This window comes from Bacillus sp. EB106-04-02-XG92, assembly GCF_058791995.1.
In genome coordinates, this window is record NZ_JBYTEA010000002.1 from 430,386 (window position 1) to 445,297 (window position 14,912).

15 protein-coding genes are annotated in these 14,912 nt (G+C 37.4%); 5 read left to right on the plus strand and 10 right to left on the minus strand.

Going from position 1 to position 14,912, the window contains the following annotated elements; translation table 11 throughout:
* Positions 1–221 precede the first annotated feature (221 nt).
* Positions 222–1,208: a S66 family peptidase gene (locus AC3WVA_RS08170; protein WP_098880609.1), complete on the plus strand. Its 987-nt coding sequence runs from the start codon at positions 222–224 to the stop codon at positions 1,206–1,208.
* Between the two features lie 25 nt (positions 1,209–1,233).
* On the opposite strand, the gene AC3WVA_RS08175 is transcribed toward AC3WVA_RS08170, so the two are convergent.
* The gene (locus tag AC3WVA_RS08175; RefSeq protein WP_048528014.1) at positions 1,234–1,596 is read right to left on the minus strand and encodes a YxeA family protein; all 363 of its coding nucleotides are present in this window, start codon (positions 1,594–1,596) and stop codon (positions 1,234–1,236) included.
* Between the two features lie 232 nt (positions 1,597–1,828).
* Here AC3WVA_RS08175 and AC3WVA_RS08180 point away from each other — a divergent pair, with 232 nt between their 5' ends.
* The gene (locus tag AC3WVA_RS08180) at positions 1,829–2,866 is read left to right on the plus strand and encodes a PTS sugar transporter subunit IIC (RefSeq protein WP_195756006.1); all 1,038 of its coding nucleotides are present in this window, start codon (positions 1,829–1,831) and stop codon (positions 2,864–2,866) included.
* Between the two features lie 363 nt (positions 2,867–3,229).
* Here the strand turns inward: AC3WVA_RS08180 and speB are convergent, their stop codons facing one another.
* The 4 genes from speB to AC3WVA_RS08200 form a co-directional block, all read right to left on the minus strand.
* Positions 3,230–4,102: an agmatinase gene (speB, locus tag AC3WVA_RS08185; RefSeq protein ID WP_048528013.1), complete on the minus strand. Its 873-nt coding sequence runs from the start codon at positions 4,100–4,102 to the stop codon at positions 3,230–3,232.
* Between the two features lie 217 nt (positions 4,103–4,319).
* Entirely contained in the window at positions 4,320–5,147 is an 828-nt protein-coding gene (gene speE, locus AC3WVA_RS08190) for a polyamine aminopropyltransferase (protein WP_000424698.1), read from the minus strand.
* 163 nt (positions 5,148–5,310) lie between these two features.
* On the minus strand, positions 5,311–6,474 hold the full coding sequence (locus tag AC3WVA_RS08195; RefSeq protein ID WP_349303055.1) for an MFS transporter: 1,164 nt from the start codon (positions 6,472–6,474) through the stop codon (positions 5,311–5,313).
* Between the two features lie 5 nt (positions 6,475–6,479).
* Entirely contained in the window at positions 6,480–6,887 is a 408-nt protein-coding gene (locus tag AC3WVA_RS08200) for a MerR family transcriptional regulator (protein WP_492321858.1), read from the minus strand.
* Between the two features lie 152 nt (positions 6,888–7,039).
* Between AC3WVA_RS08200 and AC3WVA_RS08205 the strand changes: the two genes are divergently transcribed.
* Together AC3WVA_RS08205 and AC3WVA_RS08210 are read left to right on the plus strand one after the other, a co-directional pair.
* Positions 7,040–7,765, plus strand: coding sequence for a glycerophosphodiester phosphodiesterase (locus AC3WVA_RS08205; protein ID WP_071757840.1), 726 nt, complete (start codon positions 7,040–7,042; stop codon positions 7,763–7,765).
* A gap of 98 nt (positions 7,766–7,863) precedes the next feature.
* Positions 7,864–9,915 carry a transglycosylase domain-containing protein gene (locus tag AC3WVA_RS08210; protein WP_270673091.1) on the plus strand — a complete coding sequence of 684 codons (2,052 nt, stop codon included), beginning with the start codon at positions 7,864–7,866 and terminating at the stop codon, positions 9,913–9,915.
* A gap of 34 nt (positions 9,916–9,949) precedes the next feature.
* On the opposite strand, the gene AC3WVA_RS08215 is transcribed toward AC3WVA_RS08210, so the two are convergent.
* Together AC3WVA_RS08215 and AC3WVA_RS08220 are read right to left on the minus strand one after the other, a co-directional pair.
* On the minus strand, positions 9,950–10,459 hold the full coding sequence (locus tag AC3WVA_RS08215) for a YwhD family protein (RefSeq protein WP_000136683.1): 510 nt from the start codon (positions 10,457–10,459) through the stop codon (positions 9,950–9,952).
* Positions 10,460–10,488: 29 nt separating this feature from the next.
* On the minus strand, positions 10,489–11,163 hold the full coding sequence (locus AC3WVA_RS08220) for a site-2 protease family protein (RefSeq protein ID WP_098344677.1): 675 nt from the start codon (positions 11,161–11,163) through the stop codon (positions 10,489–10,491).
* Positions 11,164–11,275: 112 nt separating this feature from the next.
* Between AC3WVA_RS08220 and thmT the strand changes: the two genes are divergently transcribed.
* Positions 11,276–11,461, plus strand: a complete 186-nt coding sequence (thmT, locus tag AC3WVA_RS08225; RefSeq protein WP_001147171.1) for a 2-hydroxymuconate tautomerase — start codon at positions 11,276–11,278, stop codon at positions 11,459–11,461.
* A gap of 39 nt (positions 11,462–11,500) precedes the next feature.
* On the opposite strand, the gene AC3WVA_RS08230 is transcribed toward thmT, so the two are convergent.
* From AC3WVA_RS08230 to AC3WVA_RS08240, 3 genes are all read right to left on the minus strand, one after another.
* Positions 11,501–12,805 carry an HD domain-containing protein gene (locus AC3WVA_RS08230; RefSeq protein WP_048528006.1) on the minus strand — a complete coding sequence of 435 codons (1,305 nt, stop codon included), beginning with the start codon at positions 12,803–12,805 and terminating at the stop codon, positions 11,501–11,503.
* A gap of 146 nt (positions 12,806–12,951) precedes the next feature.
* The gene (locus AC3WVA_RS08235; RefSeq protein ID WP_000787739.1) at positions 12,952–13,896 is read right to left on the minus strand and encodes an ABC transporter substrate-binding protein; all 945 of its coding nucleotides are present in this window, start codon (positions 13,894–13,896) and stop codon (positions 12,952–12,954) included.
* Between the two features lie 190 nt (positions 13,897–14,086).
* Entirely contained in the window at positions 14,087–14,899 is an 813-nt protein-coding gene (locus AC3WVA_RS08240; RefSeq protein WP_492321859.1) for an ABC transporter ATP-binding protein, read from the minus strand.
* Positions 14,900–14,912 lie beyond the last annotated feature (13 nt).

The window sequence follows — 14,912 nt, forward strand, 5'->3', positions numbered from 1 at the left end:
CCCCCACCTAAATTCTTTGCTTTGCTGAATTTTGAGGTGGGGGTCTTACTGCCCATTAAAGTGGGATAAATCACTTTTCCTATCATATCAAAAAAAACCTCTGTCTGTCTGCTGAAAAATCAGGAAAACTCCATTTCAAAAAATAATTCACTTTCACTTTATTTCATATGATAAAATATTTTTTAAATCTAAATATTCTTTCATTTAAAGAGGTGAATTAAATGCTACCAAAGAAATTAAAAACAGGTGATGAAATTAGAGTTATTTCACCATCTTGTAGTTTAAGTATTGTCTCAAATACGTGCCAAGAGCTTGCTATCAAAAGATTAACCGACATGGGCTTTCAAGTTACATTCTCAACATATGCTGACGAGATCGATCGATTTGCTTCCTCTTCTATTTCTTCACGCGTTCAAGACATCCACGAGGCATTTAGAGACCCGAATGTAAAAGCAATTTTGACGACACTTGGTGGATATAACTCTAATGGCTTATTAAAACATCTCGATTATGATTTAATTCGAGAAAATCCGAAGTTTTTCTGTGGCTATTCGGATATCACTGCGTTAAATAATGCAATTTACACAAAAACAGGACTCGTTACATATTCAGGACCCCACTTCTCTTCATTTGGAATGGAGAAAGGTCTCGAGTATACAAAAGATTACTTTTTACAATGCTTAACTTCTACTGAGCCTATTGAAGTCCTACCATCTGAAACATGGAGTGATGATTCTTGGTACATTGATCAGGAAAATCGAGAGTTTATTAAAAATGAAGGATATGTTTCAATTCACGAAGGCGAAGCAACTGGGGAGATTATCGGTGGTAATATGAGCACATTGAATTTACTGCAAGGTACACCATATATGCCAAATTTAAAAGGCAAAATTTTATTTCTTGAAGAGGATAGTTTAACTGGAACAGCTACCCTTAAAACTTTTGATCGTTATTTACATTCCCTTATGCAGCAGCAAGATTTTGAGTACATAAAAGGTATCGTTATAGGAAAGATGCAAAAAGGTGCAGAATGTACGATAGAAGACATCCAAGAAATGATTGCTTCAAAACCTGAACTTGCACATATCCCTATCATTGCAAACGCAAGTTTCGGGCATACAACCCCGATTTTCACTTTCCCAATTGGTGGGCGTGCAAAAATCATTTCTAACAAAGAAAAGACATCTATCACCATTTTAACGCACTAAAAAAGGAGCGAATGAGTCGCTCCTTTTATGGTTTTTCTATTTTTTCCAACGCTTTTTGCGGAACTGATTCTTTCGGGATTTCAGCCCATCCTTTTCCTTGCATACCTTTTGCATAAATTTTTATAAACGCTCCCGTATGCAATTCACGGTTCATCATTCTTTTCACAACTTGTAACTTTCCGTCTTCTGTATACCCTTTAAATGTATACAAATATTCTCCGTCTTTTTTCTCACCTTTATCTATAACCGCATAATAATCTTGTATTTCTTTATTTGAAAAGAAGTTGTCTACAAAAGCATGTACACCTTCTGTTTTTGTATTCAAATAATACGCTGTTCCACCTAGAATAATGGCGAATACAGCTAAAACTTTAATTACCAATTTCATACATGCGCCTCCTGTTTGCACTTCTTTTTCTCAAGTCATATATCTACTTGTATTATACGAAAAATGACATACTATACTCTATCTAAATGCCTTACACTTTCCTTACATTATTGTAAGGCATTTTCACCTTACAGCAATTTCCGGACAAAAAGTTTTTCCGTTTAACAAACTTTTATATTATTATTGAATGATACGAATTTTTATTACAAAAATCAAAGGAGACAGTTTTCAAATGGCTATCTTGCAAGGTTTAGCACTATTACTTGTTGTACTTTGTCTATTTACACTTTTTAGTTACCGTGCTCCTTACGGCATGAAAGCAATGGGTGCTTTAGCTAATGCAGCAATCGCAAGTTTTCTTATTGAAGCATTTCACCGTTATATCGGTGGAGAAATGTTTCATAACGACTTTTTACAATCAGTAGGGGAAGCTTCTGGTAGTATGAGCGGTGTCGCAGCGGCGATTTTAGTCGCTCTAGCAATCGGTGTTTCACCCGTATATGCTGTTTTAATCGGTATCGCTACTAGTGGATTCGGTATTTTACCAGGATTTTTCGCTGGATACGTTTGCGCTTTCGTCGTGAAATTTCTTGAAAAGAAATTACCAGCTGGTGTAGAGTTTTTAGCAATTTTATTTATTGCTGCACCAATCTCACGCGGAATGGCCATGCTTATGGATCCGCTCGTAAACGCAACACTCGGTAAAATCGGTTCTATGATTTCAGTTGCAACTACAGAAAGTCCTATCATTATGGGTATTATGCTTGGTGGATTAATAACAGTTATTTCTACCTCTCCATTAAGTTCTATGGCACTAACTGCAATGCTTGGCTTAACAGGTTTACCAATGGCAATCGGTAGTCTTGCCGTAGCAGCCTCAGCCCCAATGAACTTTATTTTCTTTAAACGACTAAAGATTTGTTCAAAGAAAGACACAATAGCTGTAGCAATCGAGCCTTTAACACAAGCCGATGTTGTCTCAGCAAATCCAATTCCAATTTATGCGACAAACTTCGTTGGCGGTGCACTTGCTGGTATTATTACATCTCTGTTCCAGCTCGTTAATAATGCACCAGGAACAGCATCACCAATCCCAGGACTACTTGTCTTATTCGGATTTAATGACGTTGTAAAAGTAACGATTGCTGCTGTATTATGTGGAATCGTTACCACGATTGTTGGATATATCGGATCAATGGTGTTCCGTAAATATCCAATTCGTTCTGCTGATGAAATTCGCGGCATTACTTCGGAAGAGAAGGTTGCATAAGAAAAAGAGCTATTCTCATCGTTTGAGAATAGCTCTTTTTTATGTCACGTAACGGTAAATAAAATTATATCGGCGATTTTTTTAATATATCGATTTACCGACACATATCGATAAAACAAGAGCCCCTATTCATATAGGGGGCTCTTGTTTTATCTAGCTACGCCTCCTAGACCCTTGCGTCTAAGAACCTTCCCTGCCAAAAGGTAAAAAGCACCTTTTGCAGGAAAGAACCTTAGTCACCGGGTCTAAACAGTCGGCTTCACTTTTACTTTATCCAGCTACAGCAGCTAGAATCTCCGGCCATTTCACACTCTCGGTCGAGCGTTCCAATGACCTGCGATTCTGAGCGAGCTGCCTCCGCTTTTACTTCACCCAACCGAGCAGCATTTCCCGCACGAATTTGCTTGCTGCGACTGGTGTTTGATCACTATGGTCGTAGACAGGAGCTACTTCCACTAAGTCTGCTCCAACTACATTTATATTTGAATTTGCAATTGCTACGATGGAATCTAATAATTCTTTAGATGTGATACCTCCAGCTTCTAACGTTCCTGTTCCAGGAGCATGAGCTGGGTCTAATACGTCAATGTCAATTGTGACATAAACTGGGCGTCCTGCAAGTTTTGGTAATACTTCTTTTAACGGTTCTAATACGTCAAATTTATATAAGTTCATACCTACTTCTTTTGCCCATTCGAATTCTTCCTTCATTCCAGAACGAATACCGAAAGAATATACGTTTTCCGGACCAATTAAATCGCACACTTTACGAATAGGCGTAGAGTGGGATAAAGGCTCCCCTTCATACGATTCACGTAAATCAGTATGAGCATCCATATGGATGATTGCTAAATCCGGATATTTTTTTGCCATTGCCTTAAAAATTGGCCAAGACACTAAGTGCTCGCCGCCGAGACCTAGTGGAAACTTACCGGCATCTAAAAGTTTTGATACATACTCTTCAATCATGTCTAGGCTGCGTTGTGCGTTTCCGAATGGTAATGGAATATCACCCGCATCAAAATATTTTACCTCTTCTAGTTCACGATCTAAATATGGGCTATATTCTTCAAGACCGATTGATACTTCACGAATACGTGCAGGGCCAAAGCGAGAACCTGGACGGTAACTTACTGTCCAATCCATAGGCATCCCGTAAATAACTACCTTTGACTCTTCAAAACTTGGATGACTTTTAATAAATACTTTACCTGAATAAGCTTCATCAAAACGCATATTCTTTTCCTCCTTATGTGGAACTTAAGGTATCCCAACCTTTCATTATTTCTCAAATTTGGAGCGAGTTGCTCCTCTTTCTCGATTTACCGGGTCTTCTTTTTCATAACAAGAAGACGATTTTCTTTACAGGAGTGTAAGTAGCTAGCATGTTCAAGTCTTCTGGACAAACACCTTAAATGAGCTACTTACACTTTATTTGTTCAAACTCGATTTCTTACTTAATTAAATCGCCAACAAATTTCGGTAATGCGAATGCTGCATTGTGTAATTCTTTTGTGTAGTATTTCGTTTCGATTTCGTGGAAACGCTCTTCACTTACTTGTAATGGATCATGTTTTTTAGATCCAATTGTGAACGTCCAAAGACCACTTGGGTAAGTCGGAATATTCGCTGTGTATAAACGAGTAATTGGGAAAATCTCTTTTACGTCTTTAAACACAGTTGTAATTAGTTCTGGTGTAAACCAAGGGTTGTCCGTTTGTGCAACGAAAATACCGTCTTCTTTTAACGCTTTAGAGATTCCAGCGTAGAAGCCTTTTGTAAATAGGTTTACTGCTGGTCCTACTGGCTCAGTAGAATCTACCATAATTACGTCATATTCATTTTCACTCTCTGCGATGTGTAGGAAACCGTCTCCTACTTTTACTTCTACACGCTCATTATCTAATGCGCCTGCAATTGATGGTAAGTATTGTTTAGAGTACTCAATTACTTTTCCATCGATTTCAACAAGAGTTGCTTTCTTTACGCTTGGGTGTTTTAATACTTCACGAATAACACCGCCATCACCGCCGCCAACAACTAATACGTTCTCAGGGTTTGGATGTGTAAATAAAGGTACGTGTGCTACCATTTCATGATAAACGAACTCATCTTTTTCTGTTGTCATAACCATGCCATCTAAAATAAGCATGTTTCCGAACTCTTCCGTTTCAACCATATCTAGTTTTTGGAATTCTGTTTGCTCCGTATGTAATGTGCGGTTAATACGCGCCGTAATCCCAAAATGTTTTGTTTGTTTTTCAGTGAACCATAGTTCCATCGTACAATCACGCCTTTCAATGCAAATTTATAATAGGAACATCATTAATGTCCCCTAACAAAAATAAAACAAAACATCCAAAAAGTATAGTTAAAAGTACAAAAATACCGAAAATATATTTTAGTCAGAGGGTTCCAATATATATGTATAAAGAAACCCTTTCCTAAGAAAGGGCCTTTCTCTCTACTTCTACCGGTTTTCGAATCGGAATTAAAAGCATTACGCAACCGACTAACACAACAATTCCACCGACTAAAAATGGACTTTGTGGTGAAACAGTATGACCGATGATTCCTGATAAGATGGGAGCAATCGCGCCACCTAACCAACGAACGAAGTTATAAACACCTGATGTAACAGATCTTTCATAAGGTGAAATATCCATTACATAACTTGTAAATAATGCATTATTTAATCCAGATGCTAATCCTGATAGAACAATTAATACAATTTGTAACCACATAACTTTCACAAAAAATAGTGCGATTAAGAACAGTGCAAATACGAGTAAACTACCTTTCAACAATGCTTTCGGCTCATATTTCCCTTCTAACTTATGGGCCAAAATTGCAGAACCGTAAGCTAACGCTAATCCCCATCCACAAAATACAAATCCTAATTGAATAGCAGATAAATGCATAATAAGTGGTGAATATGCTAACACAACGAAAAATCCGTAGTAGTATAGCATTCCTGAAATCGCACCTTGCATAAACGGTTTATACTTCACCAGGTTAAGTAATTCTTCTACGCCTGCCGCTTTACGCTTCACTTTTCGCTCCGGTTCTTTTACAAAAAAGAAAACTAAAATAAATGCTAAGAAAATTAAAATACTCGTCGCAAAAAATGGGTAACGCCAAGAATGTCCACCTAATATCCCGCCTAATAACGGTCCGCCTGCCATCCCTAAACCGATAGCTGCTTCATACAACCCTACTGCTTCATGAACTTCTTTACTTAATGTAATCAATAATGTCATCGCCGTTGCGAAGAACATTGCATTTCCTAATCCCCATCCTGCGCGGAAAAGAGATAATTGAGCAATCGTTTGCGATATACCACATATAAACGCAAATACAGTCACAATCGCAAGACCAATCGTCATCATTCGTTTATCACCAAATCTCGATGCGAATATTCCAGCTGGTAACATCATAATCGCCATCGTTAAAATATATGCTGTAAATAACATCTCTACTTGCCAATGCGATGCACCAATTTGCTCAGCAATGCTTGGTAAAATTGGATCGACTACCCCTATGCCCGAAAAGGCAAGGAAGGTAGCCACCACTGTAATCAATCTCCCTAGTTTTTGTTTGCTCTCCATTTTAATCATTCTCCTTTTGTGCTCTCTAAAAATGTCACTGCACGATGTAAGCTATCTTCAAGTTCTGCCTTTACACGCTGCATCTGCTCCATTTTCTCGTCTAGCGTTTGCACTTGTTGTTCAAGCATCTCTTTAATTTCTTGAATAACTTCGTGGTCACGAGGATTCTCACTATTTCTTCTTTGCTCCATTCTTTCTTTTAACGATAAGAAATGTTGCATTTCTTGAAGCGTAATCCCTAACACTTCTTTCGCTTCCACAATTTTTTTAATTCTGGCGATATCCTCGTCTGTATACAGGCGAATGTTCCCCTCACTACGTTCAGGGGGATGAATTAAACCAATTTCCTCATAATAACGAAGTGTACGTTTTGTTAAACCAACTTGCTTTGTGACTTCATCAATTTTATACATGTTTATTCCTCCCTTCACTCGATTATTACATTTTACGTTAACGTTAACTTTTATGCAACTGTTAGACTTTTGTAAATGTTTATCCTATTCAATTGTATTTTTCCAAAAGCAGTTTCATAATGAAAGAAAAGAAACGATAAGGAGATTTCCGTATGAATAAACCACTTATTTTCGCCCACCGCGGGGTAAAAGGAACACATCCAGAAAATACGATGATTGCCTTCCAAGAAGCGGAACGTATTGGCGCCCATGGAATTGAACTTGATGTCCACCTATCAAAAGATGGTGAACTTGTCGTGATTCACGATGAAACGGTAGATCGTACAACAAATGGCATCGGTCTTGTTTCTGAAAAAACAGTAGCGGAATTACAAGCTTTAGATGCTGGTAGCTATAAAGACCTTTCTTTCCATGAAGCAAAAATTCCGACGTTACGCGAAGTATTCATTTGGTTATCTACAACAAAGTTACAGCTCAACATCGAGTTAAAAACGGATGTTATTCACTATCCAAATATTGAAGAAAAGGCTGTTGCTCTCGTTCGAGAATACCATCTGTCTAATCAAATTGTATTTTCGTCATTTAACCACGACTCTGTTTCATTATTAGCAAAAATAGCTCCTGAAATCCCAAGGGCGATTTTATATGACACACCACTTGCTGATCCTATTGTCGAAGCAAAAACTAGAGAAGCAACTGGTTTACATCCAAACTTCCAAATACTTACAAAGGAATTTGTTCAACTAGCGCAAAAACAAGGATACGTTTTCCGCCCTTATACCATTAACGAATACAAAGATTTACAAACTATGATTGATTATGGCGTAGATGTCATTATTACCGATTGGCCAGCACGTGCCTTTGAGCTCCTTTCTTAATTGAAGGAGCTTTTTGTTTTCAAAATTTCATTGTTTAAAATAACCGAAAACCCTCAATACTAATACAATAATGTTTGTATGATGAGGGGCTGAAAAAGATGAATCAAACTATGAATCCAAAACTTAAAAAATATAAACGTCTTTTCTTCACCGTAATGTTTTCTTCTGTTCTTTTTTTCGTTTTTTCCTTTTTTGTTATTATTATAGTTGCAAAAATTATGGGACCTCCTCCTGTTGCTGTCCCGCAAACAAGTGTCTTTTACGCTAATGATGACACTGTTATCGGACAAAGTAATGAAATGCAAAAACGTTACAATGTATCTCTCAATGAAATTTCTCCTTACGTAAAAGAGGCGACACTATCTATCGAAGATCAACGATTCTACAAACATCACGGCTTTGATATGAAGCGTATCGCTGGTGCGATTGTTGCCGATTTAAAAGCGATGGCAAAAGTCCAAGGCGCTAGTACGATTACACAACAGTATGCTCGTAACCTATACTTAGATCATGATAAAACGTGGAAACGTAAACTATTAGAAGCAATGTACACAATTCGCCTTGAGGTAAATTATAATAAAAATCATATTTTAGAAGGATATTTAAATACAATTTATTACGGACATGGTGCTTACGGAATCGAAGCTGCGTCCCGTTTATATTTCGATAAAACTGCAAAAGAATTAACGTTAGCAGAAGCTAGCATGCTCGCAGGTATCCCGAAAGGACCTAGTGTCTATTCTCCCTTTTTAAAAGAGGATCGTGCGAAAGGAAGACAATCTCTCATATTAGATGAAATGGTAGAGCAAGGTTATATTACGAAGAAACAAGCAACTTCAGCGAAGAAAGAGCCACTAACTTTTGCCTCATTAGATACGAAGAAAGTGGCAGAGGTTGCGCCTTATTTCCAAGATGCTGTACAAGCTTCCCTTCTTCGTGATATCGGATTAGATGAACAAGCATTACAAAAAGGTGGTCTGCGCATTTATACAACGCTAGACCCGAAATTACAAGCGGTAGCAGAGCAAGCTGTAAAAGATCACATACCTGACACAACAAACATACAAACGGCGCTCGTCTCTATGAATCCAAAAACAGGGGAAGTAGCTGCCCTTGTTGGCGGGACGGATTATAATACGAGTCAATTTAACAGGGCTACACAGGCCGCTCGACAGCCTGGTTCTACATTTAAGCCATTCCTATATTATGCGGCATTAGAACGAGGATTTACGCCTGCTACGCGCCTAAAAAGCGAATACACTGTATTTACTTTAGGTGACGGTGTTTCAAAGTATAAACCGAAAAACTATAAAGACTATTATGCGGATGATTTTGTAACAATGGCACAAGCTCTTGCGGTCTCTGATAATGTATATGCCGTGAAGACCAATTTATTTTTAGGCGACGACATTCTTACAAAAACAGCGAAACAATTCGGAATTAAGAGTGCATTAAAGGACGTCCCTTCTCTTGCTCTCGGTACATCTCCTGTAAAACCAATTGAAATGGTTAACGCTTATAGCATGTTCGCAAATGGTGGAAAAGAAGTAAAGCCGATTTTCATTCGCCGCATTATGGATCATGAAGGAAATATGTTATACGATGCTCATTTGGAGAGTGAACAAATTCTCGATAAGAGCAAAGCGTTTGTGATGGAAGAAATGATGACAGGCATGTTTAATAAAAAGCTAAGCAGTTATGCTGCTGTAACTGGTCAATCGATGTTATCTAAACTATCAAGAACATATGCCGGGAAATCTGGTTCTACTGAAACAGATAGTTGGATGATTGGGTTTACTCCGCAAATCGTAACTGGTGTATGGGTTGGATACGATCAACCTAAATCGATTTCAAACGTAGCAGAACAAGGATATGCGAAAAGGATATGGACCGATACGATGGAAAAAGGCTTAGATGGACAACCTAAAAAAGAGTTTAAACAACCAAGTGACGTCGTTGCAGTTGATATTAACCCTGAAAACGGGAAAATCGCTACAAAAAATTGTCCCATTTCAGTTAAAATGTATTTCGCAAAAGGTACAGAACCAACTGAATATTGTATGGATCATGTCGATGACAAAGAGGACTTTGAAAAGACAACCGAAGAAAAGCAGAAAACAAGTTGGTGGAAAAAATATCTTCCTTGGTAAAAAAAATAGCTGACGGGTATCCGTCAGCTATTTTTTATTCACTTAATAATGCACGGCGCAATTCTTCACTAGATTCGTTCCAAATCGCTTCATTATGTTCTTTCAAGAACGTACCAAGTACTTTTTTAGATGATTCATCCATATGGTCAACCATAATGTGACGCTTCATTGATTTATCCATTTTGTTTACGTGCTCTGGAAGTGATTTATATCCGCGGCGAATTTCACGGTCAACTGTCATTTCACAAGCTGTTACACCTGCATAATAAGCACCTGTCGCAGTTCTTTCAATCGTTACCCACACAAGCCAAAATGGTTTTCCGTTTGGAACTTCATCTTTATTTGTTAAAAACTTAATACCTTTTTCGACTGTACTACGCGCATGCATCGCACCAATATCAACGAATGCTGTTTTCTCTAATACATCAACAAATACTGGTGAAATGTTTTCTAGACTTAATGCCCCAACGCCAAAACCACCATGTCCATCTGTTGAATCATTTTTCACGATATTAAAACCGATTTTCTTCTTTTTCTCTGTCATATGTAAAGTCCTCCTCGCTTACTAACTAATTATATAAGCCTAAAAATAGGCGCAATGATACTATCTAAAAATATAAATACACGCGGAATAACTACCTGGAAAATAGGTTGGATCGTGTAATTACTAAGCGGTGTAATAACGAGAATTAATAATGCAATCGCTCCGTATTTTTCATACTGCGTCATTTTTGCACGAATATTTGCTGGTGCTAGATCTTCCACGACGCGATACCCATCAAGTGGCGGGATCGGTAATAAGTTAAATACAAGTAAAACAATATTTAACATAATAAAGAGCTCAAAAAACTTCCCTAATGTTTGAGCTACTGCAACTGGAATCGCATCGAATACTCCGAATACTGCTAAGCTATACAAAATAATTAAGCCGATTGCACTTAAAATTAAATTACTAATCGGGCCCGCAATTGAAACTAATATACCAGCAAGACGTGGTCTTTTAAAATTGTACGGGTTAACAGGAACTGGTCTTGCCCAACCGAAACCAAGAATTAATACAGCAATCATCCCGATAGGGTCTAAGTGAGCCATTGGCGATAAAGTTAAGCGACCTTGTCTCTTTGCTGTATCGTCTCCAAATTTATATGCAACATATGCATGTGCAAATTCATGCACTGATAATGCAATAATAATCGCCATTGCTACCAATGGGATTTCTTGCAATGGATATCTAAATAACTGATCCATGTTTCATCTCCTCTTCAATATGTCCAAAAAAGAAAATATTTGTTTTTTCGATTGTTCTTCCCTATAATCCGCTATAATAAGAGTGTAACTTACATAAAAGGAGCGATTATATATGCCATACGTAACAGTGAAAATGCTAGAAGGACGCACAGAGGAACAAAAGAAAGCTCTTGCTGAGAAAGTAACAGCAGCAGTAAGCGAAACAACTGGTGCTCCTGAAGAAAACATCGTTGTTTTCATCGAAGAAATGTCTAAAAACCATTATGCAGTTGGCGGAAAACGCTTAAGCGACAAATAATTTCAATTTCTTTCATAAGAAGCAGCCCTTAGCTGCTTCTTATTTTTTTCCTTCTAATAACTCGATGATTCTCTCTTTATATTTTCCTTTTCTTCCATCTTCATAGATTAAATCATGCGGATAGAATAATTTTTGATCCCTTCTCTTCTTACCAGTAATCGCCTCAACAATATCCGATTCACGGGAAAGCTCTCTAAGCTCTCCATTTGGCATAAGAAGTAAGATCGGCAGACGCTCTTCTTCTTCACCAGCACGGTAAAAGTCGTACGGTAAGTCTGATGTTGAATCAACTACTAAATAGTATTCTGGATCAAGTCCAATCTTTTTGAATAAGCTACTTAATTCCATCCAATTATCTAAACCATGTTTATCTGTAAACTCTACGTATTTAAATAGGTTTCGATTCATAAAACGGCGGCATAAGTCACTTAAAATTGGATCTTCTTCGTCTTGCCATACTTGGAAGTAATAATACATAACGTTCTCGTCTAACTTTAAATAATCCTCTACTGTTACTTCTTCTTCAAATAAAGAATAGAAATGAACCGGATGATTTTTAAATGTATAATACTTCTCGTGCAATGATTTTGCACGGTGTAAAATCTTCGTTAAAATAACTTCGGCACTGCGCGTTACCGGGTGGAAATATACTTGCCAATACATTTGGTAGCGACTCATAATATAATGCTCAACAGCATGCATACCACTATTTTTAATAACTACTTGATTGCCGTACGGACGCATGACACGCAGTATACGTTCCATATCAAAGTTTCCATACTTTACGCCAGTGAAATACGCATCCCTTAATAAATAGTCCATACGATCAGCATCAATTTGACTGGAAATCATACTAATCGCTAATTTATTAGTAGATGTTTTTCCGATTACATCGGCTACCTTTTGTGGAAAATCTGTATCCACACGACTTAATATGCGATTAATTTCCGTATCTCCAACAATAATCTTTTGCGTAAATTTCTCATGATCTAATGAAAATACTTTTTCAAACGAGTGAGAAAACGGGCCGTGACCGACATCATGAAGTAATGCCGCACATAAACATAACAATCTATCTTCAGCATTCCAATTCGGTCTGCCATCAAACACATCATCAATCATACGACGAATAATTTCATATACACCTAACGAATGAGTAAAGCGACTATGCTCCGCACCGTGAAATGTAAAAAATGTCGTTCCAAGCTGCTTAATACGGCGCAAGCGTTGAAATTCTTTCGTTCCGATTAAATCCCAAATAACGCGATCGCGCACGTGCACATATTTATGTACCGGGTCTTTAAACACTTTTGTTTCGCTGAGTTTGTCGTTTAAATATACCACCTTCCGACATCCCCCTTTCTTTACTGCATTCTTACTATATATTATAAACGAAATAGGAAACAGAAAGAAACGAAAGACTATATTAATTGCCCTTATATACAGAAAAAATCACTTTTACCAGAGTAAAAGTGATTTCTTTTTATACATTATTTACCTAAAACGAATTCAGCAACTTCATCTAAGATCATTTCTTTACCTAGAGGGAAGTAACCTTTATTTAGATCTTCGTTTTTAATTGTAAATACGTGGTTGTTTTTAACAGCGTTCATATTTTTCCAAATTGATTCTTCTTGGAATTCTTTTAGACGCTGAGAACCGTCACCAGTTGTAAATACGAATAAGTAATCTGGATTGTAATCGATTAAAGCTTCTTTTTGTACTTGTACTAATGGTTTATCTGTTGGTGTACCTTTAACTGCTGGTAATTTTAAATCGTTAAAGATTACGCTACCGTAACCGTAGTCACCGTATACACGGAAAGCATTTGGATATGCAGCCATTTTCATGAATTTAGCATCGCCAGTTTTCGCAACGATTTTGTCATGTAATTTGCTTGCTTTTTCATCATACTGTTTGAACCATTCTTTTGTTTCTTTCTCTTTACCGAAGATTTGACCTACTTCTTCGAATTTTGGACGCCATTGGTCTAATGGAGTTTTTAACATAACTGTTGGTGCAATTTTAGATAATTGATCATAGATCTTTTCTTGACGATTGTTTACAAGAATTAAGTCTGGTTTTGCAGCAGCTACTGCTTCGATGTTAATTTTATCGCCCCAAGCAGAGCCAACTGGTTTTACGTCTTTTAATTTCTTTTCAATATGTGCATCAATTTTTTCTTGAGATGTATTAGCAGTAATAATTGGTTTCATACCAAAAATTAATAATTCTTCTGTTGAACCACTAAGGTCAGCAATTTTCTTTGGATTTGCAGGGATTTTAATTTCCCCTTTTGCATGTTGTACAGTGCGCTCTTCAGTTTTCGCATCCTTCGCATCTGCTTTCTTCTCTTCTTTGTTAGAACAAGCTGCAAATAGTACAGAAGTAACGACTAGTACCATTGCTAATAACGCCATTTTAAAATTCTTCATGTTCCCACTCCTTCTAGCTGTATTTCTCTTATAAGTTACAGTGAACTATAAGAAACAAGGTTAACAATTAATAAATATATATTGATTAATTGTTGCTTATGCCCCGTTCTAACGGGTGTTCAACTTCCTATTTACTAATAAGAAGCTCAACGTCCATTAGAAGCCCCCCTCTTTACGAGGGGGATTCTACTTATGCTTTTTTACGCAATTGATTACTAATCATGGCCAAATCATATGTTAAACAAATTGGTTTACAGTTTACTGGACACGAAACGATTTGAGCTTCAATCTCAAATACACTGCGAAGTGTTTCACTCGTCATCACTTCGTCTGGCGTTCCTTGTTTCATTAACTTACCTGCTTTTAATGCAATCATATGATCTGAGAAACGAGAAGCATGATTTAAGTCATGGATAACCATAACAATCGTTCTTCCTTCTTCTTCATTTAACTTTTTCAATAAATTTAATACTTCTAATTGATGTGCCATATCTAAGTATGTTGTCGGTTCATCTAATACGAGTAATTCTGTCCCTTGTGCAAGAGCCATTGCAATCCATACGCGTTGACGTTGTCCACCGGATAACGCCTCTGCAGGGCGATTTGCGAATTCTGTCATTCCTGTCACTTCAAGCGCCCAATGTATGCAGCGATAATCCTCTTCTTTCAATGTTCCAAATCCTTTTTGGTGAGGAAAGCGTCCATATGAAACGAGTTCAAACACAGTAAGGCCAGTTGGCACTTCTGCAGTCTGTGGTAAAATTGCCATTTTCTTTGCGATTTCTTTCGTTGGTTGTTTTTCGATTGCTTTTCCGTCAAGATAAACAGTACCTTTTTTCGCCTTCAAAATACGAGAAGCCGTTTTTAATAATGTGGACTTCCCACAACCATTTGGTCCAATAATTGTTGTAATTTTCCCTTCTGGAATTTCAACTGTTAATCCATCAATAATTAACCCTTCATTATAGCCAACAGATACCGCATCAACTGCTAAAGTTGCCATACAAAAAGCCTCC

What these genes read in the sequence shown, in the direction of transcription:
- AC3WVA_RS08170 (WP_098880609.1), top strand. Translation starts at nt 222, where the DNA reads ATGCTACCAAAGAAATTAAAAACAGGTGATGAAATTAGAGTTATTTCA.
- AC3WVA_RS08175 (WP_048528014.1), bottom strand. Translation starts at nt 1,596, where the DNA reads ATGAAATTGGTAATTAAAGTTTTAGCTGTATTCGCCATTATTCTAGGT.
- AC3WVA_RS08180 (WP_195756006.1), top strand. Translation starts at nt 1,829, where the DNA reads ATGGCTATCTTGCAAGGTTTAGCACTATTACTTGTTGTACTTTGTCTA.
- speB (WP_048528013.1), bottom strand. Translation starts at nt 4,102, where the DNA reads ATGCGTTTTGATGAAGCTTATTCAGGTAAAGTATTTATTAAAAGTCAT.
- speE (WP_000424698.1), bottom strand. Translation starts at nt 5,147, where the DNA reads ATGGAACTATGGTTCACTGAAAAACAAACAAAACATTTTGGGATTACG.
- AC3WVA_RS08195 (WP_349303055.1), bottom strand. Translation starts at nt 6,474, where the DNA reads ATGGAGAGCAAACAAAAACTAGGGAGATTGATTACAGTGGTGGCTACC.
- AC3WVA_RS08200 (WP_492321858.1), bottom strand. Translation starts at nt 6,887, where the DNA reads ATGTATAAAATTGATGAAGTCACAAAGCAAGTTGGTTTAACAAAACGT.
- AC3WVA_RS08205 (WP_071757840.1), top strand. Translation starts at nt 7,040, where the DNA reads ATGAATAAACCACTTATTTTCGCCCACCGCGGGGTAAAAGGAACACAT.
- AC3WVA_RS08210 (WP_270673091.1), top strand. Translation starts at nt 7,864, where the DNA reads ATGAATCAAACTATGAATCCAAAACTTAAAAAATATAAACGTCTTTTC.
- AC3WVA_RS08215 (WP_000136683.1), bottom strand. Translation starts at nt 10,459, where the DNA reads ATGACAGAGAAAAAGAAGAAAATCGGTTTTAATATCGTGAAAAATGAT.
- AC3WVA_RS08220 (WP_098344677.1), bottom strand. Translation starts at nt 11,163, where the DNA reads ATGGATCAGTTATTTAGATATCCATTGCAAGAAATCCCATTGGTAGCA.
- thmT (WP_001147171.1), top strand. Translation starts at nt 11,276, where the DNA reads ATGCCATACGTAACAGTGAAAATGCTAGAAGGACGCACAGAGGAACAA.
- AC3WVA_RS08235 (WP_000787739.1), bottom strand. Translation starts at nt 13,896, where the DNA reads ATGAAGAATTTTAAAATGGCGTTATTAGCAATGGTACTAGTCGTTACT.
- AC3WVA_RS08240 (WP_492321859.1), bottom strand. Translation starts at nt 14,899, where the DNA reads ATGGCAACTTTAGCAGTTGATGCGGTATCTGTTGGCTATAATGAAGGG.